Annotated in this window: 23 protein-coding genes and 1 other RNA gene; 10 read left to right on the top strand and 14 right to left on the bottom strand. The window is 38.4% G+C overall.

Going from position 1 to position 24,954, the window contains the following annotated elements; genetic code table 11:
* Positions 1–140 precede the first annotated feature (140 nt).
* Positions 141–1,148: a LacI family DNA-binding transcriptional regulator gene (locus AC27GZ_RS12400; RefSeq protein WP_487095487.1), complete on the bottom strand. Its 1,008-nt coding sequence runs from the start codon at positions 1,146–1,148 to the stop codon at positions 141–143.
* Positions 1,149–1,352: 204 nt separating this feature from the next.
* Between AC27GZ_RS12400 and manD the strand changes: the two genes are divergently transcribed.
* The 4 genes from manD to AC27GZ_RS12420 all read left to right on the top strand — a co-directional run bounded on the left by manD (position 1,353) and on the right by AC27GZ_RS12420 (position 6,453).
* A complete protein-coding gene (gene manD, locus AC27GZ_RS12405; RefSeq protein WP_487095489.1) occupies positions 1,353–2,570 on the top strand; it encodes a D-mannonate dehydratase ManD in 1,218 nt (405 codons plus the stop codon).
* Between the two features lie 66 nt (positions 2,571–2,636).
* On the top strand, positions 2,637–3,776 hold the full coding sequence (locus AC27GZ_RS12410; protein WP_487095490.1) for a Gfo/Idh/MocA family protein: 1,140 nt from the start codon (positions 2,637–2,639) through the stop codon (positions 3,774–3,776).
* A gap of 23 nt (positions 3,777–3,799) precedes the next feature.
* On the top strand, positions 3,800–5,557 hold the full coding sequence (locus tag AC27GZ_RS12415) for a sodium:solute symporter family transporter (protein WP_487095491.1): 1,758 nt from the start codon (positions 3,800–3,802) through the stop codon (positions 5,555–5,557).
* Positions 5,557–6,453, top strand: a complete 897-nt coding sequence (locus AC27GZ_RS12420) for a hypothetical protein (protein WP_487095493.1) — start codon at positions 5,557–5,559, stop codon at positions 6,451–6,453. The genes AC27GZ_RS12415 and AC27GZ_RS12420 overlap by 1 nt, the downstream gene beginning before the upstream one ends.
* On the opposite strand, the gene AC27GZ_RS12425 is transcribed toward AC27GZ_RS12420, so the two are convergent.
* The 6 genes from AC27GZ_RS12425 to rsmI form a co-directional block, all read right to left on the bottom strand.
* Positions 6,446–7,801 carry an MATE family efflux transporter gene (locus tag AC27GZ_RS12425; RefSeq protein ID WP_487095494.1) on the bottom strand — a complete coding sequence of 452 codons (1,356 nt, stop codon included), beginning with the start codon at positions 7,799–7,801 and terminating at the stop codon, positions 6,446–6,448. The genes AC27GZ_RS12420 and AC27GZ_RS12425 overlap by 8 nt on opposite strands.
* 232 nt (positions 7,802–8,033) lie before the next feature.
* Positions 8,034–8,446, bottom strand: an RNA gene (gene rnpB / locus AC27GZ_RS12430) — RNase P RNA component class A.
* A gap of 79 nt (positions 8,447–8,525) precedes the next feature.
* Positions 8,526–9,425 carry a hypothetical protein gene (locus AC27GZ_RS12435; protein WP_487095495.1) on the bottom strand — a complete coding sequence of 300 codons (900 nt, stop codon included), beginning with the start codon at positions 9,423–9,425 and terminating at the stop codon, positions 8,526–8,528.
* Positions 9,415–9,942 carry a sigma-70 family RNA polymerase sigma factor gene (locus AC27GZ_RS12440; RefSeq protein WP_487095496.1) on the bottom strand — a complete coding sequence of 176 codons (528 nt, stop codon included), beginning with the start codon at positions 9,940–9,942 and terminating at the stop codon, positions 9,415–9,417. The genes AC27GZ_RS12435 and AC27GZ_RS12440 overlap by 11 nt, the downstream gene beginning before the upstream one ends.
* 84 nt (positions 9,943–10,026) lie before the next feature.
* Positions 10,027–11,721, bottom strand: a complete 1,695-nt coding sequence (locus tag AC27GZ_RS12445) for a vWA domain-containing protein (RefSeq protein WP_487095497.1) — start codon at positions 11,719–11,721, stop codon at positions 10,027–10,029.
* A gap of 135 nt (positions 11,722–11,856) precedes the next feature.
* Positions 11,857–12,705 carry a 16S rRNA (cytidine(1402)-2'-O)-methyltransferase gene (rsmI, locus tag AC27GZ_RS12450; RefSeq protein ID WP_487095498.1) on the bottom strand — a complete coding sequence of 283 codons (849 nt, stop codon included), beginning with the start codon at positions 12,703–12,705 and terminating at the stop codon, positions 11,857–11,859.
* Between the two features lie 91 nt (positions 12,706–12,796).
* Between rsmI and AC27GZ_RS12455 the strand changes: the two genes are divergently transcribed.
* Genes AC27GZ_RS12455 through dolP form a run of 4 tightly spaced genes read left to right on the top strand, consistent with a single transcriptional unit; the run spans position 12,797 to position 16,364 of the window.
* On the top strand, positions 12,797–14,761 hold the full coding sequence (locus AC27GZ_RS12455; protein WP_487095500.1) for a penicillin-binding protein activator: 1,965 nt from the start codon (positions 12,797–12,799) through the stop codon (positions 14,759–14,761).
* Positions 14,748–15,122 (top strand): YraN family protein, encoded by a 375-nt coding sequence (locus tag AC27GZ_RS12460; RefSeq protein ID WP_487095501.1) that lies wholly within the window; start codon positions 14,748–14,750, stop codon positions 15,120–15,122. The genes AC27GZ_RS12455 and AC27GZ_RS12460 overlap by 14 nt, the downstream gene beginning before the upstream one ends.
* A gap of 40 nt (positions 15,123–15,162) precedes the next feature.
* A complete protein-coding gene (locus AC27GZ_RS12465; RefSeq protein WP_487095502.1) occupies positions 15,163–15,753 on the top strand; it encodes a D-sedoheptulose-7-phosphate isomerase in 591 nt (196 codons plus the stop codon).
* Between the two features lie 5 nt (positions 15,754–15,758).
* Entirely contained in the window at positions 15,759–16,364 is a 606-nt protein-coding gene (gene dolP / locus AC27GZ_RS12470; RefSeq protein ID WP_487095503.1) for a division/outer membrane stress-associated lipid-binding lipoprotein, read from the top strand.
* Positions 16,365–16,451: 87 nt separating this feature from the next.
* On the opposite strand, the gene AC27GZ_RS12475 is transcribed toward dolP, so the two are convergent.
* The 7 genes from AC27GZ_RS12475 to rplM form a co-directional block, all read right to left on the bottom strand.
* Positions 16,452–16,925: a ClpXP protease specificity-enhancing factor gene (locus AC27GZ_RS12475; protein WP_487095505.1), complete on the bottom strand. Its 474-nt coding sequence runs from the start codon at positions 16,923–16,925 to the stop codon at positions 16,452–16,454.
* On the bottom strand, positions 16,925–17,566 hold the full coding sequence (gene sspA / locus AC27GZ_RS12480) for a stringent starvation protein SspA (RefSeq protein ID WP_487095507.1): 642 nt from the start codon (positions 17,564–17,566) through the stop codon (positions 16,925–16,927). The genes AC27GZ_RS12475 and sspA overlap by 1 nt, the downstream gene beginning before the upstream one ends.
* Positions 17,567–17,681: 115 nt before the next feature.
* Positions 17,682–18,380, bottom strand: coding sequence for a cytochrome c1 (locus AC27GZ_RS12485; RefSeq protein WP_487095509.1), 699 nt, complete (start codon positions 18,378–18,380; stop codon positions 17,682–17,684).
* Positions 18,380–19,645 carry a cytochrome b gene (locus AC27GZ_RS12490; RefSeq protein ID WP_487095510.1) on the bottom strand — a complete coding sequence of 422 codons (1,266 nt, stop codon included), beginning with the start codon at positions 19,643–19,645 and terminating at the stop codon, positions 18,380–18,382. The genes AC27GZ_RS12485 and AC27GZ_RS12490 overlap by 1 nt, the downstream gene beginning before the upstream one ends.
* Positions 19,645–20,247: a ubiquinol-cytochrome c reductase iron-sulfur subunit gene (gene petA, locus AC27GZ_RS12495; RefSeq protein ID WP_487095511.1), complete on the bottom strand. Its 603-nt coding sequence runs from the start codon at positions 20,245–20,247 to the stop codon at positions 19,645–19,647. The genes AC27GZ_RS12490 and petA overlap by 1 nt, the downstream gene beginning before the upstream one ends.
* 525 nt (positions 20,248–20,772) lie before the next feature.
* On the bottom strand, positions 20,773–21,165 hold the full coding sequence (rpsI, locus tag AC27GZ_RS12500) for a 30S ribosomal protein S9 (protein ID WP_487095512.1): 393 nt from the start codon (positions 21,163–21,165) through the stop codon (positions 20,773–20,775).
* A gap of 3 nt (positions 21,166–21,168) precedes the next feature.
* Positions 21,169–21,597 carry a 50S ribosomal protein L13 gene (gene rplM / locus AC27GZ_RS12505; protein WP_487095513.1) on the bottom strand — a complete coding sequence of 143 codons (429 nt, stop codon included), beginning with the start codon at positions 21,595–21,597 and terminating at the stop codon, positions 21,169–21,171.
* Positions 21,598–22,476: 879 nt separating this feature from the next.
* On the opposite strand from rplM, the gene AC27GZ_RS12510 reads away from it, so the two are divergent.
* The gene (locus tag AC27GZ_RS12510) at positions 22,477–22,887 is read left to right on the top strand and encodes a pilin (protein ID WP_487095847.1); all 411 of its coding nucleotides are present in this window, start codon (positions 22,477–22,479) and stop codon (positions 22,885–22,887) included.
* A gap of 169 nt (positions 22,888–23,056) precedes the next feature.
* Positions 23,057–24,760 carry a type IV-A pilus assembly ATPase PilB gene (gene pilB / locus AC27GZ_RS12515; protein WP_487095514.1) on the top strand — a complete coding sequence of 568 codons (1,704 nt, stop codon included), beginning with the start codon at positions 23,057–23,059 and terminating at the stop codon, positions 24,758–24,760.
* The last annotated feature ends 194 nt before the right edge of the window (positions 24,761–24,954 follow it).

Raw genomic sequence — 24,954 nt, forward strand, 5'->3', positions numbered from 1 at the left:
AATAAATCATTACAAATAGAGACACTTTGCTTACACTTCAATGGTTTTTACCTTCAAACATACAAGTCTCGTTACCCTTAACAAAATATTTACTTTAACCTAGTATCGTCGATAATAGCAGAGCAGAGCCTAGTTTCCGCCTATAAAAGTTGACAAGACGCTCTTTCGATTAACGTGCAAGGCACCATCAGTCGATGTTTATCAGTCGTTTTTTCCTGAATACATTGCAATAATAACTTGGCTGCTTCATTACCTATTTTATATGGTTCTTGACTCACGACAGTAATGGGCACCTGAAAGAATTCAGCCATCGGAATATCATCAAAACCTAACAAAGACACATCGTTAGGAATTAAAATACCCTCTTGATTAAACGCCGTCAAAAGATCGGTAGTTACTGCTAAATGCTGAGTGAAAAAAGCGGTAGCGGGGTTATCCATAGACAATATTTTTATAGGATTGTTTTGAAAGCCCGTATCACGATGCCAATATTGAACTAAGCTGTTATCAACAGCGATATTATTCTGTTGTAAAGCCTCAACATAACCTTGGTAGCGCTCTTCCCTCGATTTTACGCCTTGATATTCTTGCGTTAAAAAACAAATACGCTTATGCCCTAAATCAATCAGGTACTGTGTTGCCTCAAAAGCCGCTTTTCGATAATCCGACACAATACTGTTTTGTTCATTACCATCATGTTCAATTTGAAAGTGAACAATAGGCAAACCTCGTTTAATGTAACCATTAATAAGATCGGTGTTTTTACCTGATGAGGCAATAATAATACCGTCAACACGCAATTGATATAGTGCTTCTAACGAGCTAGCTTCTGTCGTTGGATCAAAGTCACTGTTATAAATTAAGACTTTATAACCACTGTTTTTACAAAAATCATCAATACCACGAATAGTTCGGCTAGTATAAAAACCCGTAATATCACGAACGATAACGCCAATAGTTTTGGTTTTGTCCGTTTTTAAACTTCTGGCAATAGGATTCGGCACATAATCAAGCTCAATAACGGCCTGTCTAACACGCTCTTTGGTTTTTTCTGACATGTAATCAAAACGCCCGTTAAGGTATTGAGACACGGTACTTTTTGAAACGCCAGCTTTATTCGCTACATCAATTAACTTAGGTTTTGGCATGTATGCTTTTTCAATTTTTGCATTAATCTATCTGCATATTCTGAAGTAATAGCAAGGTACATTCAACTAAATCGTTTTAGTCTTGCAACATCTTGGCTATTGACAACATTTTTCAAACAAGATACTTTACTAAAACGATTTAGTAAATCGTTTTATAATAGCAAATATTAGTCATATTACTCGCTACAAAAGCCGGAGAAAAAAGTGAAAATTAAAGAAATAAAAGTTTTTGTCAGCTGTCCAGGCAGAAACTTTGTTACTGTCAAAGTCATTACCGAAAACGGAATTTATGGGTTAGGTGACGCGACGGTAAATGGTAGAGAACTGGCCGTAGTCACTTTTTTAGAAGAGCATGTTATTCCTTGTTTGATAGGGCGAAACGCGGGTGATATAGAAGACATTTGGCAATACTTATACAAAGGTGTTTATTGGCGTAAAGGGCCGATAAATATGGCGGCAATTGCTGCTATTGATATGGCATTATGGGATATTAAGGGAAAAGAAGCAGGTTTGCCTGTTTATCAATTATTGGGCGGAAAAAGCCGTAAAGGTGTCACTCTATATGCACATGCAAATGGTGAGAATATTGATGATACGCTTGATAAAACCCAAACGTTAATTGAACAGGGTTTTAAAGTTATCCGCTTACAGTCTGCTATTCCTGGTTTGAAAGTAACCTATGGTGTACTGGGCGATAAAAAAGATTATTTTGAACTGCAAGGTAACAGGCCTTTACCTCCAGAAGAAGAGTGGTCAACGCAAAAGTATTTCAATATGGTGGTAGATTTGTTTCGACAAGCCCGTGAACGCTTTGGTTATGAAGTTGATTTTGTCCATGATGTGCATAGTCGATTAACGCCAGTTGAATCAGCAAAACTAGGCAAATTATTAGAACCGTATAATCTATTGTTTCTTGAAGATGCTTCTATGGCTGAAAATCAAGATAACTATAAATTGATCAGGCAACATACCACTACTCCCTTAGCTATTGGCGAAACGTATAACACCATTTGGGACTGCAAAGATCTCATTCAAAACCAATTAATTGACTATATACGTGTGGCAGCAACACATGCCGGTGGCATAACTTCATTAAGAAGAATCGCCGACTTTGCCAGCCTTTATAATGTTAAAACTGCGCCACATGGTGCGCCTGACTTATCGCCTGTGTGTTTTGCCGCACATATGCATTTAAATATTTGGGCACCCAATTTTGGCATCCAAGAGTTTGTCGGCTTTGGTAATGATGAATTAAAGCAAATTTTCAAACACGATTACACCGTAGAAAATGGCATGGCTTTTATGAGTGAGGCGCCCGGCCTTGGCATCGAATTTGATGAAACAGCCGCAATGAAGTTTCCATATAAACGCTCTTACTTACCAGTAAGTAGATTAGAAGATGGTACGCTTTGGAACTGGTAAGCTAAGATTATTGAGCGTATTTACCTTACAAAGTTAACCTTTGAAGTTTAATGATAGGATAGAAGAATGAGTGAAAAAATTAAAGTATTAGTACACGGTACAGGTTTTGCTGGCCAAGGCCACGCCGAAGCATTTAAATACGCAGGTGCTGACATTGTCGGCATTGTTGGCAGAACAGAAAGCGTCGTAAAAGACGTCGCAGCCAAGATGAATATTCCTTATGCTGGTACTAACTGGCAGCAAGCACTCAAAGACTGTCAACCTGACGTAGTATCTATAGCAACTCCTGGTGGTGCTCATCTTGAGCCGATTAAACAAGCAATTGACTTCGGGTGTCATATATTCTGTGATAAACCTTTAACTACAGACGGTGAAACTTCAAAAGAACTTTACGAGTTAGCAGAAGCTAAAGGTATAAAAACCGCTTTTGCCTCGAGTTTTCGTTATATGCCTGAAATTTTGCATGCCAAAAGGCTAGTCGCCGAAGGCGCTATTGGTGAGCCTTTAGAAGTAGAGTGTGTTTCTCATTTTAATTTAGAGCGTGATATTCCTTTTGGCTGGTCACATAGAAAAGAAGACGGCGGTGGCCGCTTGAATAATAACTTTACTCATATGATGTCGATCGTTACTTCTGTCGTTGGCGAAAAGATATTATCCATTATGGGTGAAGTACGAGATGACTTAGGCAAAGCACCAATTGTTGAAGGTGTACATAACTTTAAAACTCGACGTGAACATATTCCAAAAGATATTAATGATCCTGCCCTGAAGTGGGGGGAATCAAACGTTGAATGGTCTTATAACGTGTTAGCTCAACTCGAAAGTCCATTTGCCCAAAAGCCTGTTTCTGTTATGTTTAAACATGGTGGTTTACACCCAAGGTTCCACGAAGATCATCTTGTATTTTATGGCAGTAAAGGGGCTATTTATATTAAAGGCCATTATGGCGCTGGTCCACTTTATGTGTACGGGGACAACAACACATGGCAAGAAAAAAAATTACCTGCAGACATTGCCGCTGACGTGCCTGATATTGAAGGTGATACTGAAAGAAATTGGCAATATTTAATTCGTGAATTTGTTAAAGATCTACAAGGTGAGCAAGTGCCACCTTACCAAACGTTTAAAGCAGGTAGCCTTTACCAGCAACTTATTGACTTAATTCGCAAAAATAATAATTGGGTCGATGTAAGTCATCTATCATAATTTACCAACAAACAGGCGCTGCTATGTTGTATGAATACTTGGTTATTGCTGGTTACTTTATTTTAATTGTAAGCATTGGCTTTACCTTTAAAAGTATGGCTAAAAACTCCACCAGTGATTATTTCCGTGGCGGCGGTAGAATGCTGTGGTGGATGGTTGGCTCCACCGCCTTTATGGCACAGTTTTCAGCGTGGACATTTACCGGTGCTGCAGGTAAGGCTTTTAGTGATGGTTTTGCCGTTAGCTTAGTATTCTTTGCCAATACCTTCGCTTATTTTTGTGGTTGGGCGTACTTTTCTCACCGTTTTCGTCAAATGCGTGTAGACACCCCAACCGAAGGGATAAAACGCCGCTTCGGTAGCCAAAATGAAAGGTTCTTTTCATGGGCATTAATTGTTTTTAGTTTAATTAATGCCGGTGTATGGCTAAACGCTTTAGGCGTATTTGCTAGTGCTGCTTTTAACGCTGATATCACACTTACCATTATTGTTACCGGTTTAACGGTTTTATTTGTCTCTGTTCTTTCAGGCGCTTGGGGCGTTGTTGCTTCCGATTTTGTTCAAACTCTCGTCGTTGCCGTTGTATCGGTTTCCTGTGCTGTTGTCGCCTTAGTTATGGTGGGTGGCCCCTCTGAACTTGTAACCAACTTCCCTTCAGACTTTATGATGGGACCAGACATGAATTACGGCTTGTTATTAGTGGGAACCTTTATCTTTTTCTTAGCAAAGCAGATGATCACCATCATGAATTTGAATGACTCATTTCGCTTTTTAAATGCTAAAGATACTGAAAATGCCAGAAAAGCATCATTACTTGCTATGGTATTAATGGGTTTAGGCAGTATTATTTGGTTTATACCTCCATGGGCATCAGCCATTTTATATCCGGATGCAGCCGCTCAATTTCCTGAGTTGGGCAATAAAGCCGGTGATGCTGTGTATTTAGTCTTTACGCGAAATGCCATGCCAATAGGTACCGTCGGGTTATTATTAGCAGGTTTGTTCGCCGCCACTATGTCATCCATGGATTCATCACTGAATAAAAATGCCGGCATTTTCGTGCGAAGCATTTATCAACCATGGATAACAAAACACAATAAACAAGTTGATGATAAACGGTTATTGCTGGTGAGCCGAGTGGTCAGTTTTGCCTGTGGTATTTTGGTCATTGCTGTCGCCTTATTTTTCAAATCACTCAAAGAATTAAGTTTATTCGAATTGATGATGTCATTATCAACTATGGTGCAAGTGCCCTTACTCATCCCTTTAATTTTTGGTTTATTTATCAAGAAAACCCCTAACTGGGCACCTTGGGTTACTGTCGCATTAGGTTTATTTGTGTCCTGGTTCTTAATGAATGTATTCACACCACAAGTATTTGCTCAATGGCTTGGTTTACCTGAGCTAACACGTCGAGAAGCTGTCGATATGAACCTGATGATGACAATTGCTGGTCAACTTGTTATCACCGCTGGTTTTTTCTGTGCAACGCCTTTATTTTATAAAGCTTCGAAAGATGAGCACAAACAAGAAAGGGAAGCCTTTTTTGTTGATATTGAAACACCGGTTATTGCTGATAATGTGCAGGATGATTATGATCAACAACAGCGCAACAAGCTTGGCTCGATGATTATTTTAATGGGTGGGGGCATGCTGTTAATGACCTTAATTCCTAACCCGCTTTGGGGAAGAGTGTTATTTATTTGCTGTGCATTGGTAGTGTTAGCGGTTGGCGTTTTATTGAAAAAAAGTGCTCAACCGATTCATAAGGTCTCAAAATAATGACGCTTTTATTGGCAATATTGAAAAACAAAATACTTAGCCGTTTGGGAATGACGATGCTCTATTTTTGTGCCAATTGCAGCTTAAGTATTGCCTCACCAGTAGAAACTTCTCAACAAGAATTAACTAGTTCGGTTAATAATCAGGTGAGCTTAAGTCACGGAACTGATCACTCAGCAGGTGGCGGTGAAACTTATATCATCTCAACCAGTAACGCCATCTATTACCTTGAGAAAACAGGCGGTGGCTTATCTAGCATGCTCGATATTGATGGTGTCGATTGGCTTGGCTTTCACAATGAACCAGGCAGTGGCCACAAAGGTGAATACCGAGGTTTCCCAAATGCTATTCACAAACAGGATGGTAGTTATTTTCATGCCATGAATAGTAGCACTGAGCCTTCAACCTCAACCATTGCCATAAACTCACCTTCACATGTACGTATTATTTTTATATCTGCTAACAAACAATGGCAAGGTCAATGGGATTTTTACCCCGACAGGCTGGATTTTACCATGAGCAAAGTAAGTGCAGGCTTTCATTACTGGATTCAATATGAAGGTGTGCCCAATGGCAAAATGAATGAAACTGACTTTTGGATGGCCTCAATTGATACTAAAAAACACAAAATTAACGAGCCATTTTTAGGTGATTTACCTGCGCCAGAGTGGATAGCTTTCGGTGATCAAGCAAGCCCAAGAGTACTTTATATGTACCACCATCAAGATGATAACCATCCAGATAATTATGTAAGCCGACCTGATATGACTGTATTTGCTTTTGGGCGAAGTAATAAAAATAAATATCTAAACACACCACAAACTTTTTCTATTGGTTTTATTGAATCAACCGATTATCAGCAGATACAAAACACCATAAACAGCATACTTAATTAGCGACTTGGGTTCGGTGTTTTGCTTTTTTTATCATGATATAAAAAGGGATCGCCTTTAAAGCTTCTTCAATAGGTAATAAAGCGAACACCCAAAATAATGAGGCCTCAAAATATAAGATCAATACCGAGCACAAGGGTAAGGCAATCAACCACTGAGTGACAAAATGCACATTTAAAACTTGAACCGTTAACCCCATGGCTCGCAGAATATTACCGGCAATAGTGTTGTAAGTTCTAATAAGAGGCAAAGCCACGTAAAGCGGCATAATAATGGCTAACGCCTCAAGTGTTTGCTGCTCTATTTTAGGATATATCAATTCAACACAAAAACTGAAAGCATATAAAGCAAAAGCCACTAGACAAGATAAAGCCAGCCCAATTTTGATACAAGAATCAATAATAACGTTTAAATGAGAAGCTTTCTTTTGCCCAATTGCTTGAGTAATACTAATAGCATTAGCTTGCGCCCAAGCGACAATAAATTGTGTGGCAATACGAAGCCATGGAAAAACCAAGGTAATTGCAACATAGGAATAAAGATTTAACTGCGAGAACAGTAATTGATAAACAGTATTACCTACAGACAAAATTAAAAAATTAGTCGCAATAGGCAAAATTTCATAAAAGTGCTTAACCACTTCAGCTAACTGAGTATGCTGAATAAATTGGAACTCCTTTAACTCGGCCATTTTTTTACAGTAATTAAGTAAATAGCAACATCGTAAAACCACTGACGCTAAACTGCCTAATGCAGCCCCTTGAACACCTAGTCCTTCAAATCCGAGACTTGCTATGCCATAAATTAACAAATAACTCACCGCAGCATTAAATGGCAACTCAATTAAATAAGCTTGAAAAGGAGTTTTGGTATTTCCCTGACCATTTAAAAAAACAATGATTACTTGTGAAAGAGCATTTACTATCAAAATATATTGCGAAATAGCTAAGTAGTTTGCGACTTGTTCCGCCAAGGTATAATCAGCCGTTAATAGCAAAATAAAATCATTACCCCAAGCCAATAAAATACCTATAAATAGAACAACGCTAATAAGGTTTATCACTAAAGCACTGGCTAATGTTGTTAACAAACCATGCTGATCTTTAGCACCAAACATACGGCCAATAACTAGTTGAGTACCGTTACAGAGCGCCGTTTGCAAACCAAGAAAAAAAGCAATGATTGTTGTTGCTATCCCCATTGCCGCAACAGAAATTTCTCCCAAAGGAGAAACCAGTAAAATGTCGATAATTAGCATCGACTGCATTAACAAGGCATTGAGGGCTAAAGGCCAAGCTAAAGAAAGGTTTTTTCTTACATAAAAACTGCTTAATGCCTTTTCTTTAACCATTAAAAGTAGACCTTAAATGAAAAATTAATTCATTATGCTATGTGAGATGACAATTTGATAAATTCCATTAGTATTATACATGGATACAAAAAATGAGGATTAAATTAGAAAAGCGAAGCGTTAATCTAGAATAACTACTTTGATATGAGGCATAGTTGAACATAATTTTTTTAGAAACCGCTTGAGTTATTTCAGAAAAATCAAGTTTAAGAAAAATCAAGCGGCACTAAAATGAGTGAGTTAACACATAAGCCGGGTTTTGTATCTTCCAAAGGAAGTGACAATCATTCGTCTAGGCCTTAAATCGCTCTAAGGCTCAAGCAACCTACCCGGTTTCCACGCGAGCCACGCTTATATTATCTACTCAGTAAATAATCATGAAACCCTATTTGGTCTTGCTCCAGGTGGAGTTTACCCTGCAATTACTGTTACCAGCAATCCGGTGCGCTCTTACCGCACCCTTTCAGCCTTACCTGTTCCTTTACTTATAAATAAGTATCGGTCATCGGCGGTCTTCTCTCTGCTGCACTTGTCGTCGGCTTGCGCCGCCCAGGTGTTACCTGGCACCCTGCTCATTGGAGCCCGGACTTTCCTCCCGCTAGAAATACACAAGGTAAACTAGCCAGCGATTGTCTCGTTAACTCGGGGCGCATTCTACCTCATTGAAAGAGTAGAACCAATGCTTATTTCAGTTAACCGTGGCAATATAATCACTCACTTCACTTTACTGCTTAGCGATGTTCTCAATCTCTTTAAAAGTATATTGACTGGTTTTGTTAATGGAGAAACTTTTAATTTTAAATAGTTTTTTTGATAGCTTATATTGCTGCTTTTGCCCTTCAGGGTTTAAGACATTAATGACATAAAAGCGCTCGTTTTCTACAATTACTGACCATAACCGGCCCTGCTCAACAAAGGTTTGATATATTGAGGTGGTCATGGTTATTATTGCCGGTTTACTCGGAGCCTGTTTACTTGGAGCCTGTTTACTTGGAGCCTGTTTAGCTGCAGTCGCTCGTAACGTCATTGCTCTTGCCGCACTTTTTTTCGCCTCAAAAGCATATTGTTCTTTTGATTCAGCTTGGCGTGCTGAAGCTTGGCGTGATTTTGCAGCCTGTACTTGTTGTTTTTTAGCTAACATTGCCGTCGTATCACTGTTGATTGCCGTCTCATTAGCGACAGCAGTTTCAGCTACAACACGACTATCAGCCAGAACACTTTTTTCAGGCGAGTAAGCTACTTCAGGACTTGGCACTGATCTTGGTTGAGTATGAACCATCACTTCATCGTTTTGGTTTACCACCAATGAAACCGCTAATAAAGTTGAAGCTGCAAGGCTTACTGGTACGTACCAAGCTTTAGTTTTTTTAACTTCAGTATTTGTAGAATTGTTTTCTTTCTTGCGCGCCAAGTCAACCACACGAGTAGAGGCCATAACCGACTGATGAGCTGACGCTATTATTTTTTCATCAAGTTCAGCGCTAGGAGATTCATCTAAGCTACCTTCTACGCCTGTACTTAATTGCGCATAAAGATCGTCAATAAATTTTTCATCATCTAATGGTGTCTGATTTAATGTCGCTTTGTTTAAAGTAATTTGGTTTTTATCTTGTTCAGTTGACATAACTACTTAACCCCTCACGCATTTTTTTAAGTGCATAACGCCAACGACTTTTCACTTTTTCCTTATTCTCTTGAGTGATATCGGCAATATCTTCAATACTAAATCCTGCTTCTTGCTTTAATAAAAAAACTTCTCTTTGATGCCAAGGTAACAAGGCAATTTGTTGTTGTAATGCCTTTGCTAATGTCTGCTGGCTGTGCTGTTCATGGCTATGTTTATGTGTTTCATCTGTGGCTATTAACTCTCCTTCTTCTGTTACCACTTCACAGGTGTTACTTTTTTTGTGATGAAAGTCGCTTGCTAAACGCCTAGCGACAGTAAATAAGTATGTCGTAAATTTAGCATTGACTTGATAGCTTTCCTTGGCATTAATAATTTTCAGCCAAGTGTCATGACAAAGTTCTTCAGCTATAGCATTAGTAACGTTTTGTCTGATAAAAAAACGATAAATGACCACTTTATGGCGATGATATAGCCGCTCAAAAGCTGAAGCATCACCTTGTACAAAGGCTAGCATCAACTTTTCATCAGTGTCTAAATCGTCTAACGTTTCTGTTATCAGTGCTCTTTCCTCTCAAGCTTATACAAGCAAAACTCTACATTAATTACTCAATGCTTGCGCCAGTTTTACCATGTTAATAAATTCACTTTTATAACCGTATTTATCAACGCCTTTGGCATTTTGAGCTAACTCAACCACCTGTTCAAGCTTCATTGTTGACAAGTTTTTCCCTCCACGTAACCACTGACCAAAACCTGCAACTGCCGCAGAGAATCGATAGCTTTCACTCGTTTCTGATAATTCCTGAGTGACTGAATTAAGTAAAATAGGTGACTCAATAAGTTGGCTTTGTGCTTGCTCTGGCAATTTATAACGTAAACGAAGAAAGGCAATTTCTTCATTGTTCATGGCCGTTTGCTTATCTGCTCGGGATATTACTTTTGCTTTTTGATAACGTAGTGGATCCATGGCTTGATTATCCTGTCCGACAAAGCTCACCTCATATAATGCTGTCACTGAATGACCCGCACCTATTTCACCAGCATCAACCTTATCATTATTGAAATCTTCACGTTTCAAGGCTCTGGTTTCATAACCAATTAATCGATATTCACTGACTACATTCGGGTTAAATTCCACTTGAATTTTTACGTCTTTGGCAATAATCATCAGTGTTGAAGACAATTCCTCTACCAGCACTTTTCTGGCTTCATTTAAGCTATCAATATAATAAGCGTTGCCATTACCATTCTGCGCAAGCTCTTGCATTAACGCATCATTGTAGTTACCTTGGCCAAAACCTAAAACACTCAGTGCTACGCCTGTTTTTCGTTTTTTCGCAATTAAATCTGTTAAGGCGCGTTGATTAACAGTGCCAACATTAAAGTCGCCATCGGTGGCTAAAATCACACGATTGATGCCCCCGTCAATAAAAGATTGTTCAGCTAATCGATAGGCGGCCTGAATTCCCTCACCACCATTAGTTGAGCCACCTACATTAAGGCTTTCGAGGGCATTGATAATTGCATGGCGATTATCACCAGCAGTAGGTTCAAGTACCACACCAGCAGCGCCAGCATAAACAACAATGGCCACCTTATCTTGAGCGGTTAATTGCTTAGTCAACATTTTTAATGCATTTTTAAGTAAGCCTATTTTATTAGCTCGATTCATTGAGCCTGAAACATCAAGCAGAAAAACTAAATTACTTGCCGGTCTGTTAGCCTTTGCTACTTTTTTTCCTTGAATACCGATATGAATTAGCTGTTTATGCGCATTATAAGGACTAGGGGCTACTTCGGTGTACACAGAAAAAGGCTGCGTATTACCCGACCCCTTTGAAGAAGGTGTTGGATAATCATATGAAAAATAGTTGATTAACTCCTCAACTCTTACCGCATCATGTTGGGGTAAACTGCCATTGTTTATCATACGGCGCACATTAGCATATGAGGCGGTATCTACATCAATTGAAAAGGTTGAGACTGGCTGTGACTCCACACGCTGAATAGCATTGTCATCAATCTCGGTATATTTCTCTAAATTAGTCGTTTGCCAATGAGCTGGGGATGGCTGAAAAGCTTGTTGCGCGTGCATTAAGCTTGCTTTCATTTGACGCTTGCTAAGTTTTGCTGCATGCATAGATCTTTCTTTATCTGCTCTAGCCGACATTTCAGCCGCTTGCTTAGATTCTATCGTTTGCTCTTGTTTTGGTTCTTCTAGTAAGGGTTCTTGTGCGCAAGAAGCGAGTACAAAAACGCCGGTAAAGATAAGCCCTAGATTTTGTTTATTCATTATCATTCTCCTGTATTGATAACTATATAAACGCGTGAAGTTTGAAAAGGGGTTAATGACGATTCAATAAATTTAAACTTTTTCTTTTAAACGTTCTATTTCAATAACTTATTTAAATTACTTTATCTAAATGATTTACTTTAGTGATAAGGCAACATCATATAAGGCATTTTTTTTCACTCCGTGAATTTCAGCCGTTATGGCGCAGGCTTTTTTCGGTTTCATTTCAGCCAGTAATAACTTTAATGTGCTAATTGCTTCAGGTGAAATAGCATCGGGATCAACATGATGTCCTTCAATAATTAACACCATTTCCCCTTTTAATTGGTTGGGATCTTGTTCAAGCCAAGTAAGTAGGTTTTCAGCACTATCAGAATGAATAGTTTCAAAGGTTTTCGTTAACTCACGAGCAATTACCACATAACGATTACCCCCTAGGGTGGTAACTATATCTTTTATTGTGTCGATGGCACGCCGTGGTGCATCATAAAAAACCATGGTTCTTGACTCATTGGCTAACGCTAATAACGTGCTTTGTCTTGCCCCTGATTTTGAAGGCAAAAAACCTTCAAAAGAAAATCTATCTGTAGCTAACCCTGCCACACTAAGCGCAGAAATAGCTGCACAAGCACCCGGTACAGGCGAAACCGCTAAGCCTAAACTGCGACAATGGCGCACTAAATGAAAGCCAGGATCACTAATTAACGGAGTTCCCGCATCAGAAACTAAAGCAATACTGTTACCGTCTTGCAATAATGTTGCTATGTAGTCTTGTCGTTGTCGCTCGTTATGGTCATGCATTGACAAGGTTTTATTTTTAATTGCAAAGGCGGATAATAATTTTTGGGTATGACGAGTATCTTCACAGGCAATCACATCAACTTGCCTTAACACATCTAGTGCCCTTGCGCTTATATCGCCTAAATTGCCAATTGGGGTGGCAACAATATACAAAGTGCCTTTCTCAATGCTGGTTTCATTCATTTTTAATTACTTAACGTGAATAGTTGAGACAATACTCGATGACGTTTATTATAACCCCACATCAAGATAAAAATGCACGGATTTCTATACTTTGAGCCAAACTAATTTTTCAGCCTCTGTATTACTGGAGTTATGCTTTATCAAGCAACTTACGCAAAAGCGCGCAGCTATTTTCCCTTTCCTAGCAATTTTACTTACCATGTTAGTCAGTGCTTGTAGTACGCCACCCCCTGTAAAAAAAGTTAAGACACCGTCAAATGAAATAAGCAAAGAGGTTGAAGATACAATACAACCACTGACAGCTGACAATCAATTGCGTCTAGCTGAATCTCTCAATAAGCAAGATAACACTCCACAGCAACAGCAAGAAATTAATAGCTTATTAGTTAACGCTTGTGAGTTATATTTGCAAGAGCAAAACTTCATTAAAGCACTTTGGCTAGCAAATGAAGTGAGTACTTTAACGACTAACAAAGAGACAATTTATCAATTACTGATAGTTAAAGCAGCAAGTTTGCATGCATTAAACTATCCAGAGCAAGCTTTTTCACAGTTACAACTCGCTAAAGATCTAGTACAACGCAGTCAAAACCAAGATAACAATAATCCGCCTTTATCACTAAGCTTTAAGTATTATCAAACATTAAGCGAAGTCTTGTTTATCAAGGGGCAGCTAACCGACTCTGTATCAGCGCAACTATTTGCCTTTTCATTGAATACACAAGCGACAGAGCAAGATATTTGGCTAATATGGCAACGATTAAACGCATTAAACACATGGCAATTAAAACAAGTAGCTAATACTCAACCGCCTGAATATTTAGGTTGGCAACAACTGTTAAACTATGCCCATAAGTTTGGTGCTAATCACGCACAGTTTTCGCGCTATTTATCACAATGGCAAAGAAAATACCCTACTCATCCTGCAACGCTCATTGTTGAGAGCTTAACTAATTCATCACTGGAAATAGAAACTATTGAAAATATTGCTGTTCTTTTACCGTTAAGTGGCACGCAAGAAAATGCAGGTTTAGCCGCTCAACAAGGCATTTTAGCCGCCTATAACAACAATGATTCGGTAAACCTGCACTTTATTGATACCAATAAAGTGGATTGGAACACTATCGCAACACAATTTACAGAGTCAGCCATTGATCACGTCATCGGCCCTTTACTGAAAAATCATGTTGATAATTACTTGGCACAAAGTAAGGAAAATAGTGAATTACACGTACCGACATTATTGCTGAATTTACCTCAACAACAAGCATTAACAGCTTATCAAAGTGCACTTTCAATGCGCCCAGAAAACGAAGCACAACAAGCTGCTGCAACGCTAAGCCAAAAGAATTATCATTCACCCATAATTTTAAGTCATCAAGATAGAACATCAAAACGCATCGCCCAAGCATTTAGCGAAGAATGGCAAAAAAACACAGGTAACGCCGTCGATATAGTTTACTTTAATCAAAGTCAAATGCAGGCTAATTTAAAAGAAAGTCTTGATGTCGATGCTAGTCAAACACGTATAAAGCAATTAACCAGTCGTCTTAAGCAAACCATTAAAACAGAAACAAGAAATCGTCGAGATATTGATATGATCTATCTGGTGGGATCGGTTTCACAAACCCGGTTAATTAAACCTTATATTGATGTCAATATCAGCCCTTTTGCTAAAGTAATTCCGGTTTATGCCAGCTCACGAAGTCATAGCTATTTTAATGATCGTAATAATGAAAGCAGTGCTACTGATTTACAAAATTTAACTTTCACCCAAATCCCATGGCTGTTAACGTCGACACAGCAAAATAAGCCGTTAGCACAATTAAGCGATACCTTATGGCCTAGACGCACAGATAGTTTGTCACGCATTTTTGCGATGGGTTTTGACAGTTATAATTTACTGCCAAAAATATCGTTAATGAAGCAAGTGCCTTATATTGTTCACTTCGGTCAAACGGGGACATTACAACTTAATGAAGACAACATTTTAATCCGTAGTCTTATTTGGGGAAAATATGACAATAATAAGGTAACCGAAATTGTCATGGATTAAAAAAAGCACCAATAAAAAGATAGGTACAACGGCAGAGCAGTTAGCTAAACAATACCTTATAGAACAAGGCTTGCAGTTCATAGAAGGAAATATTCACTGTCGACAAGGTGAGGTTGATCTTATTATGAAAGACGGTGAGACATTAGTGTTTGTTGAAGTTAAATATCGTAAAAGCAACAATTACGGAGGCGCTATTTATGCTGTATCCAAAAGCAAACAAAATAAAATTACTTTTTGCGCCACTTTTTATCTCCATAAAATGCAATTAAATGAATATAATACCCCGTGCCGATTTGATGTTGTTGCCTTAGAAGGCAATATGACCCAACCACAAATTACTTGGCTTAAAAATGCCTTTTAAATTTTACAAAAAACAATAACACCGGAGCTATTGCCCCCTAATGTTAGAACAAATTCAAAACAACTTTACCGAAAGCATTCAAACTCAAATAGCAGCTACTGAAGAACTCTCTCCTGCTATTGAGCATGCAGGTTTAACTATGGTGCAAAGCCTACTCGCTGGCAATAAAATACTGACCTGTGGTAATAGTGGCTCTGCTGCGCTAGCACAACACTTTTGTAGCCAATTACTACACCGTTTTGAAACAGAGCGCCCAAGCCTTCCAGCCATTAGTCTCATTGCTAACGCTCCAACGTTAACATCCATAGCCAACGATTCACAATTTGATGAAGTATTTTCAAAACAAATTCGAGCCTTAGGACAAAATGGCGATATATTGTTAGCAATTTCTCCAACCGGTAATGATCAAAGTGTTATCAAAGCGATTGAAAGTGCAGTATCCAGAGATATGCCTATTATTGCATTAACAGGCCATGATGGCGGTGATATTTCAGGTTTACTAGGTGAAAATGACGTTGAAATTCGCGTCCCTTCAGCCCGAGTCGCTCGCATCAACGAAGTACACTTAATCGTATTACACTGTTTATGTGAAATTATAGACAGCACTTTATTTCCTCAGTCGGAGTCTTAAGCATCATGTTTTCCACTTTCCAAATAGCTAAACAAAAATCAACACGGTTAATTGCATTAGCAAGCCTGGTCGCTATTTTACAAGGTTGCGCCGCGGCTACGGTAGTTGCCATCACTACAGGCGCTTCGATGGCGACGGATAGGCGCAGTATTGGTAGTCAAATTGATGATCAAGGGATTGAATTAAAAGCCTACAACGAAATAACAAAAAACGAGTCACTTAATGATAATACAAACATACATGTTATCAGTGTGAATGGGGCAGTATTACTTATAGGTCAAGCACCAAATACCTACTTACGCGATCAGGTAATAAAAATAATCAATGACATTGATGGTGTAGTTAAAATTCATAATCAAATAAGAGTAGGTAACGTTACTTCCCTCACTACTCAAACCAATGATGTTTGGCTAACCTCAAAAGTCAAAGCAGCATTGTTTTCAAGTGACGATGTCAGCGGTAATGACATTAAAGTCATAACTGAAAATGCAGAGGTATTTTTAATGGGGCTAGTCTCGAAAAAAGAAGCTGATGCGGCTGTGGAAGTCACGCGTAATATCAGTGGCGTAACTAGAGTTTTTAAAGCATTTGAATATTTACAAAACGATTAGTTATTGAAATGGCATTATAGGTTAGGCTTACTTTCTAGTTAGAAACCTACTAGCAATACATATGCTAGAAGTTCTTGCGTTATAAAGCTATTTTATAACTTTTAAAGAAGCCTTACCTTTCGCTGATTTTTTAGGTTCAGAGTCTTTAGTTGAGGAGGAAACACTACTTAAGCTTGGTTTCGCTTTGCTTTCTGTGGGCTCTTCAACAAGCAGCTCTTCTTCAGGCGGGTGCTCTATAGGCAATGATGTACCAGCACCGTTTTCTTTCGCATAAATAGCGCCAATAGCACCGTATGGCACAGTAATATGTTCAAGCTTACCACCAAATCGAGCACTAAATTCAATAGCATGAGCGCCCAGTGCAATAGTACCTACTGCCGATGAAGCAATATTTAATACTATTTGGCCATCATTAACATACGCCATTGGTACCAAAACACCGTACACATTAACATCTACCATAATGTAAGGTGTTAAGTCATTATCAGAAATCCACTCATAAAAAGCCCTAACTAAGTAGGGCTTATTAGAAGTCATTTTCTCAGGTGTTACGTCAACCATTAAGCTGGGTGACCAAAGCGTAATTCACGCTCTGCTTCTGTTAAAGAGGCTTGGAAAGATTCACGCTCAAACAAACGTAACATGTAAGTTTTCAACTCTTTAGAGCCTTGACCTACTAACTCAATACCGAAAGCAGGTAAACGCCATAATAACGGCGCTAAATAACAATCAACTAAGCTATATTCTTCACTCATAAAATAAGGTGCTTCATTTAGAATTGGCGCAACACTTAACAAGCTTTCTTTTAACTCTTGACGTGCTTTTTCCGCTTCTTCTGCCGTACCAGTTTGAATTTTAGCAGCTAAGCTATACCAGTCATTTTCAATTCTGTGCATCATTAAACGGCTACGACCACGAGATACAGGATAAACAGGCATTAGTGGTGGATGAGGAAAACGCTCATCTAAATATTCAATGATAATTTTAGCTTCATAAAGGGCTAATTCACGATCAATTAAAGTAGGAACGGTTCCATATGGATTAAGATCGATTAAATCTTCTGGCAAATTAGCTAGATCAACCAAAGTGATATCAACACCAACGCCTTTTTCTGCCAATACTATACGAGTTTGATGACTATACATATCATCAGCATGCGAGAATAACGTCATTACAGAACGTTTATTTGCTGCTACGGCCATAGGGCCTCCTAACTTTTTTATAAAACAAAAGCGCGAGGTAAATTCCGAAGGCGGAATTCATTCGCGCTATAAATTCAATTTCTAACTTAGCAAAGTAACCTTGCTAAGTTAGCGATTAATGTACGTCTTTCCAGTATTCTTTCTTCAGTAAGTAAGAAATTATAAAGAAGACAAACAAGAAGATAAGTACTTTGTAACCCATTGATTTACGCTCAAGTTTACTTGGCTCACCAACATACTCTAAGAAGTTGGTTAAATCTCGAACGACAACATCGTATTCTTCTTCAGTCAAACTGCCACCCATCGCAGGGCTTAAGTTGCCTTGCTCATCAAGTGTGCTAACACCTTGTAGATCTTGCAAGACATGCGGCATACCAACATCTTTAAATACTGTGTTGTTAACGCCAAATGGACGCGACTCATCAATATAAAAAGAACGTAAATAAGTATAAATCCAGTCAGGATTACGCAATCTTGCTTCAAGGGTTAAATCAGGTGGCGCAGTACCAAACCATTTAGCCGCCTCTTTAGCAGGCATGGTATTAGTAATATGATCACCTGCTTTTTCACCAGTATACATATAATTAGCTACACCATCTGCTTCTTCGATACCCAAATCAGCAAAGGTACGGTTGTAACGTTGATACTGTAATTGGTGGCAACCTAAACAATAGTTGATATAGGTTTTAAAACCATTTTTTAATGACTCTTTATCAGTTAAATCATTATTGGCTTTGTCGAGTGGTACACTTGGACCAGCAGCAATAGCAAATAAGGGAACAAGCGCACATAAAGTTAAAAGTAATTTTTTCATTAGTGTGAAACCCTCTCTGGAACTGGCTTACATTTTTCATTCTTAGAATAAAACCATAGTGCTACAAAGAAACCAAAGTAACCAAAGGCAGCAACAATCCCTATCATGTTAGCAGTTGGTGTTGCTGGCATAGTACCTAAAACACCTAGCACAATAAAACTGATCGAGAATTGGATTAAGTTTAATAAATGTAATTTAGAGCGGAAACGAACCGACTTAACCACACCTCTATCAAACCAAGGTAGTAAGAACAACACAGCAATTGCAGAGAACATTGCAATGGTACCCAGTAACGGATCAGGTACGATACGTAATATGGTAAAGAATGGACCAAAATACCAAACTGGCACGATATGCTCAGGTGTTTTCAAACCATTTGCTGGTTCAAAGTTTGGCGCTTCAATAAAGTAACCACCACCATCAGGTGCAAAGAACATTACCCAACAGAATAAAATTAAGAAACCAGCTACACCCATAATATCTTTTACTGAGTAATAAGGATGGAAAGGTACGGCATCAACAATATCGTATTTACCTGAATACTGTTCATGGAATTTAAACTTACTTTGATCTTCAGGCTTAACAGAACCTTTTTTCTTCTTCACTTCAATACCATCTGGGTTATTTGAACCCACTTCATGTAAGGCAAGAATGTGTAAGAAAACTAATATTACTAGCACTAATGGTAAGGCTATAACATGTAAAGCGAAGAAACGGTTTAACGTAGCACCAGAAATAACATAATCACCACGAATCCATAATGTTAAATCATCACCAATAATCGGAATTGTTCCAAACAAGGAGATGATAACCTGAGCACCCCAATAGGACATATTACCCCAAGGTAATAAGTAACCCATAAATGCTTCAGCCATCAATACTAAGAAGATCAACATACCGAAGATCCATAGTAATTCACGTGGTTTTTGATACGAACCGTACATAAGGCCACGCATCATATGTAAATAAACTACAATGAAGAATGCTGACGCTCCAGTAGAGTGCATATAACGCAACAACCAGCCGTAATCGACATCACGCATAATATATTCAACACTAGCAAAAGCACCATCACCTGATGGTTCATAGCTCATGGTTAACCATACGCCAGTTAAAATTTGATTAACTAAAACCAACATGGCTAAAGAGCCAAAGAAGTACCAAAAGTTGAAGTTTTTAGGTGCTGGATACTGTGCCAAATGCTTATTCCAAGCATCGGTCAAAGGAAGACGCTTGTCCATCCAAGCCATAAAATTAGCAAACATTATGCATCTCCTTTACTGTCATCAGGAGCAACACCAACTAACAATGTGTTCTCGTCAGTAAATGAATGTTCAGGAACCACTAGGTTTAATGGTGCAGGAACCCCTTGAAACACTCGACCAGCCATATCAAATTTACTACCGTGACATGGGCAGAAGAAACCGTCAGTAACACCTTCAACAAATTGTTCGAAATCACCAACATGAGGAGTAGGAGCACAACCTAAATGAGTACAAACCCCTAACGCTACCATAAATTCAGGTTTTATAGAGCGATACTTATTTGATGCATAACTCGGTTGTTGTGCCATTTCAGAATTAGGATCACGCAATTGATCGTCATGTTTAGCTAAGTTATTAACTATTGCTTCTGTACGACGAACAACATAGATAGGTTTTCCACGCCACTCTGCACGGATTAATTGACCAGGCTCAATTTTACCTACATTGATTTCAACTGGAGCACCCGCCGCTTTCGCACGAGCACTAGGGTTCCAGGAACCAATGAAAGGCACAGCCACACCGACCACACCTGCACCACCAACAACGGCAGTAGCCGCAGTCAAGAAGCGTCGGCGGCCGTTATTTACAGGCACATCGCTCATTCACACTCTCCATATCACATTTATGATCAACAACTATTATTAACCCAACTAATCATAGCTTTAAGCAAGTTAGAATTAGCTTAGCCTTTATTTTTGTTTGATCAAATTTATGCCAAACGGCATATAGAAAAAAAATTTTTATGATCATAAAGAAGTAGGCCGTTTTTTACAAGGTAAAAAGCGGGTTAAGCACTGTAAAAACTGAAATATTTTAATATTTACTACAATACTAAAAAAAGCCTGATTAAAATCTTGTCAACACGCTCAGGTAGATAATATTTAAATCACGCTTGATGCATAGCAGCCAATAGAAATTAAAGCCAATTGCCACGAAAAAAAGACATAAAAAAAACCGACACAAGGTCGGTTTTTTGAAATCGTAAAAATACGAATTGTTGAATTCTATTTTCTAAATAATCGGCTTTTAGGCAAGGCGTTGAATTATGAGTCCCTGAATTTAGATTAACTAAATGACTGGGACGAATAATGATAACAACGCAGCATAAATGCTGAGTATAACGAAAATTAACGTTTTGAGAACTGTGGCTTCTTACGTGCTTTATGTAAGCCCACTTTCTTACGTTCAACTTTACGCGCATCACGAGTAACGAAACCAGCTTTACGTAAATCGCTACGTAAAGTTTCATCGAACTCCATTAATGCACGAGTAATACCGTGACGAATTGCACCAGCTTGACCAGAAATACCACCACCAGTTACCGTGATGTTAAAGTCAAACTTTTCTAACATTTCAACTAATTCTAATGGTTGACGAACAACCATACGAGCCGTTGGACGACTAAAGAATTCAGAAATATCACGTTTGTTAATTGTGATTGCACCGTTACCAGCTTTCATGAACACACGAGCAGTTGAGCTCTTGCGACGACCAGTACCGTAATATTGATTATCAGCCATTGCTTACAGCTCCAAAAGTTGTGGTTGTTGTGCTGCATGCTGGTGTTCAGCACCGGCATACACTTTTAATTTGCGGAACATTTCGCGACCTAAAGGACCTTTAGGTAACATGCCTTTCACTGCAAATTCAAGAACACGTTCTGGTGCTTTTTCAATTAGTTTTTCAAAACTAATTTGCTTAAGTCCACCAGGGAATTCAGTATGCGAATAGTAAATTTTACCTTTCGCTTTGTTACCAGTTACACGTACTTTCTCAGCATTAATAACAACGATATAATCGCCAGTATCAACATGAGGAGTATATTCTGCTTTATGCTTACCACGTAAACGGCTTGCAATTTCAGTAGCGATACGACCTAAAGTTTTATCTTCGGCGTCCACTAAGAACCATTCGCGTTCTACGCTTGCTGGTTTAGCTACAAAAGTTTTCATTAAAAAACCCAATTTTAAAAATGTTACTTAAATAACAAGTCAAACTTTACTCACTTCACTTAAAACAAAGCAGTTAAGTCTTTCCTGTCGGTTAATATATAGACCACGCAATTACCCCTTCGAGTATCGAGCCTAATGTCTTTTACTACCCACAAGTGAACAATAAAAAGACAGTTTGTAACGTAGGGAGCGCGGATTATACAGAACAAGAAACAAAAAATCACCTGTTTTTTTATATAATGACTTTACTATTATTCACTTAAAAGTGTGTTTTAAGTAAATAAGCCAAAGCTAGTTACCTGTTTAGCTATAAAGAACTGTTTCTATATTCTATATATTGTACTGTTACCTTTATACTGTACGTTTAATTAGTGAAAAATATTCAGCAAGTGTTAGTTCATATTCTCGTAATCATCCATGCATGTCTTTCATCTAATTGTTCTCAGCAGAAATATCGTAAAAAAATCTAAAAGCAAATAGAAAAATACTCATTAATAAAACAAAACCGTAAAGTACGAAACGCCACGTTGTTTGTTTTTGATGCAAATACTTTGTAAAAATCATCAATTCATTAATTTTTAAGGCAATATATGAATTTTTTTTATCTTTTGTCTTTACAAGTCATATAAGTTGTTTATATTAAAAAAGCTTCTAGTGAACATTAGAGTCTGGCTAGAGCTATTATATAAACGTTAATTAGGTGTTAACTATGCGAACTAATGATTAATAACTTTTAGCCGCTTAGTAAAAAACCGATTAAAAACCAAAAAAAGCGCAACATTATTTTACATTTGTAAACTTATGGCGCATATTTAACTACAGCCCCCGTAGAAATTGATGGAAACTATGACTATGAAAACTATTAAAAACTTAAACGCCATGAAAAAAGCCCAAAAGGGTTTTACGCTTATTGAATTAATGATCGTTGTTGCTATTATCGGTATTCTAGCGGCTGTAGCTCTGCCTGCTTATCAAACTTATACTCAAAAAGCACGTTTTTCTGAAGTTACAACTGCAGTGGGTGCTGTAGTTACTGCAATGGAAGTATGTTATCAAACAGGCGAAACTGCTTGTATTACTGCTGGTGATAACGGTATTCCAGCTGCTCCAGCGGCTTCTGATAATTTAGCTAGCGTTGTAATTTCAGGTGGTGCCGCAGCTCCAGTTATCACTGGTACTGGTACTGCAGCAGCTGGCGGATATACTTACATTATGACAGGTGCAGTAGCAAATAGCCAAATCACCTGGACTAGAACAGGTACTTGTGCTGCCGAAGGCGCATGTGATTAATACATAAATTATCATATGTTAAGAAAGCTCCTTAGGGGGCTTTTTTTGTGCTGAAAAATCTAATAACTCCACAGCTTTTAAAGAAACTTTTGTGCTTTTAACCTAAATTACGTTACACTGGATTTGATATGTTTCATTGAGCTTATTCAAAAGGTTACCTGCAAAAGTTATGAAAGGAAATCACCAACAATCCAGTATCTTATCGGCACTCTCAAAAGAGCAATTAGTACCTGTTAGCAGTATTGATGAACTTTGTGCCGATTATAGCGGGAAAAATACCCCTTTTATTCGTTATTTGGTAGAAGATAAAAACTTTGACGGTAAAAAAATAGCTGAAATCCTTTCCAATAAATTTGGTTACCCCCTGATTCAACTGTCTAATTTTGATACCACCTTAGTACCTGAAGGTATCAGAAACGAAAAGCTGATTTCTAAACATAATGCCCTGCCATTATTTCTACGCGGCAAAGTGCTCTTTGTTGCCATGTCTGATCCAACTAACTTGGATGCCTTAGAAGAGATTCAATTTAATACTGGCTATAGCACTGAGCTGGTATTAACTGACGAGCACGGCCTACAAGCTTGCATTGAAAAAGTGCTAGAAGATGAAAATGATGCCCTAGATATTACCGATATTGATTCAGAAGAGCTTTCAGGGTTAGAAGTTCAGGAAGAAAAAAGTGAAGACGATAATACTGGAAGCGGCGAAGATGACGCGCCCATTGTTGTTTTTATCAATAAAATTTTACTTGATGCCATTAAGAAAGGTGCCTCAGATTTACACTTTGAACCGTACGAAAAAGCCTTTCGAATTCGATTTCGTATTGATGGTATCCTAACCGAAATAGCCCGTCCGCCAGTCACCTTATCTTCACGTATGGCAGCTCGTCTTAAAGTCATGTCAAAACTCGATATCGCTGAGCGACGTGTGCCGCAAGATGGCCGGATCAAACTTGCTTTATCGAAGAAAAAATCTATCGACTTTCGTGTCAGCACCCTGCCCACCATGTGGGGTGAAAAAATTGTTATGCGTATCCTTGACTCTTCAAGTGCCATGTTAGGTATTGATATGCTAGGTTATGAGGCTGATCAAAAGAAAATTTATACTGATGCACTTGATCAACCCCAAGGTATGATTTTGGTAACAGGGCCTACCGGCTCAGGTAAAACCGTTTCCTTATATACGGGTTTAAATATTCTTAATACCGCTGAAAGAAACATATCTACCGCCGAAGACCCAGTGGAAATTAACTTAGAAGGGATCAATCAAGTTCAAATTAATAACCGGGCCGGGTTAACTTTCCCAAGTGCGTTACGCTCGTTTTTACGTCAAGATCCTGATATTGTCATGGTTGGTGAGATTCGTGATTTAGAAACTGCAGAAATAGCTATTAAAGCTGCACAAACTGGTCACTTAGTATTATCCACCTTACATACCAACTCTGCTGCAGAAACACTCACCCGCTTACTGAATATGGGGGTGCCTGCCTATAACGTTGCCAGCTCTGTGAGTATAATTATCGCTCAGCGTCTAGCAAGGCGTTTATGCCCACAATGTAAAGCACCTGAAGAATTATCTGAAATTCAATTAGCCGAGCAAGGCTTCCCTGCAGACCAGCTCAGTGAAATTAAATTATTTAAAGCGGTCGGCTGTGAGCAATGTACCGGTGGTTATAAAGGTCGCGTTGGTATTTATGAAGTAATAAAAATTAGTAGTGAAATTTCATCTATTATTATGGAAGGGGGTAACTCCCTTGATATTGCTAATCAGTGCCAAAAAGAAGGCTATAATAATTTACGACAATCAGGGTTAGTCAAAGCGATGAAAGGCATGACAAGTTTAGAAGAAATAAATCGTGTCACCAGTGCCTAAGCTAAATAAAAAATTTTAATTGAGTTAAGCCAAGGTAAGTAAGATAACTCAATTTGCCTGGTACTTCGACTGCTTCGCACTCAGCACAAACGGTAGATTTCCCGTACATCCTGAGCCTGTTGAAGGAAGGGTGTACATATGAAGAATGATAAACATATAATAACGATATACCATTTTAATAGCCCCCATATAAC

It is taken from the genome of Colwellia sp. SU-HH00943 (assembly GCF_057546125.1).

Coding starts and splice junctions, on each gene's coding strand:
- AC27GZ_RS12435 (WP_487095495.1), bottom strand. CDS start 9,425: ATGTCAACTGAACAAGATAAAAACCAAATTACTTTAAACAAAGCGACA.
- AC27GZ_RS12400 (WP_487095487.1), bottom strand. CDS start 1,148: ATGCCAAAACCTAAGTTAATTGATGTAGCGAATAAAGCTGGCGTTTCA.
- AC27GZ_RS12420 (WP_487095493.1), top strand. CDS start 5,557: ATGACGCTTTTATTGGCAATATTGAAAAACAAAATACTTAGCCGTTTG.
- AC27GZ_RS12425 (WP_487095494.1), bottom strand. CDS start 7,801: ATGGTTAAAGAAAAGGCATTAAGCAGTTTTTATGTAAGAAAAAACCTT.
- AC27GZ_RS12445 (WP_487095497.1), bottom strand. CDS start 11,721: ATGAATAAACAAAATCTAGGGCTTATCTTTACCGGCGTTTTTGTACTC.
- AC27GZ_RS12475 (WP_487095505.1), bottom strand. CDS start 16,925: ATGGTTGACGTAACACCTGAGAAAATGACTTCTAATAAGCCCTACTTA.
- AC27GZ_RS12485 (WP_487095509.1), bottom strand. CDS start 18,380: ATGAAAAAATTACTTTTAACTTTATGTGCGCTTGTTCCCTTATTTGCT.
- AC27GZ_RS12510 (WP_487095847.1), top strand. CDS start 22,477: ATGAAAAAAGCCCAAAAGGGTTTTACGCTTATTGAATTAATGATCGTT.
- dolP (WP_487095503.1), top strand. CDS start 15,759: ATGTTTTCCACTTTCCAAATAGCTAAACAAAAATCAACACGGTTAATT.
- petA (WP_487095511.1), bottom strand. CDS start 20,247: ATGAGCGATGTGCCTGTAAATAACGGCCGCCGACGCTTCTTGACTGCG.
- AC27GZ_RS12465 (WP_487095502.1), top strand. CDS start 15,163: ATGTTAGAACAAATTCAAAACAACTTTACCGAAAGCATTCAAACTCAA.
- AC27GZ_RS12440 (WP_487095496.1), bottom strand. CDS start 9,942: ATGCTAGCCTTTGTACAAGGTGATGCTTCAGCTTTTGAGCGGCTATAT.
- pilB (WP_487095514.1), top strand. CDS start 23,057: ATGAAAGGAAATCACCAACAATCCAGTATCTTATCGGCACTCTCAAAA.
- rplM (WP_487095513.1), bottom strand. CDS start 21,597: ATGAAAACTTTTGTAGCTAAACCAGCAAGCGTAGAACGCGAATGGTTC.
- sspA (WP_487095507.1), bottom strand. CDS start 17,566: ATGGCCGTAGCAGCAAATAAACGTTCTGTAATGACGTTATTCTCGCAT.
- AC27GZ_RS12490 (WP_487095510.1), bottom strand. CDS start 19,645: ATGTTTGCTAATTTTATGGCTTGGATGGACAAGCGTCTTCCTTTGACC.
- AC27GZ_RS12415 (WP_487095491.1), top strand. CDS start 3,800: ATGTTGTATGAATACTTGGTTATTGCTGGTTACTTTATTTTAATTGTA.
- rsmI (WP_487095498.1), bottom strand. CDS start 12,705: ATGAATGAAACCAGCATTGAGAAAGGCACTTTGTATATTGTTGCCACC.
- AC27GZ_RS12410 (WP_487095490.1), top strand. CDS start 2,637: ATGAGTGAAAAAATTAAAGTATTAGTACACGGTACAGGTTTTGCTGGC.
- rpsI (WP_487095512.1), bottom strand. CDS start 21,165: ATGGCTGATAATCAATATTACGGTACTGGTCGTCGCAAGAGCTCAACT.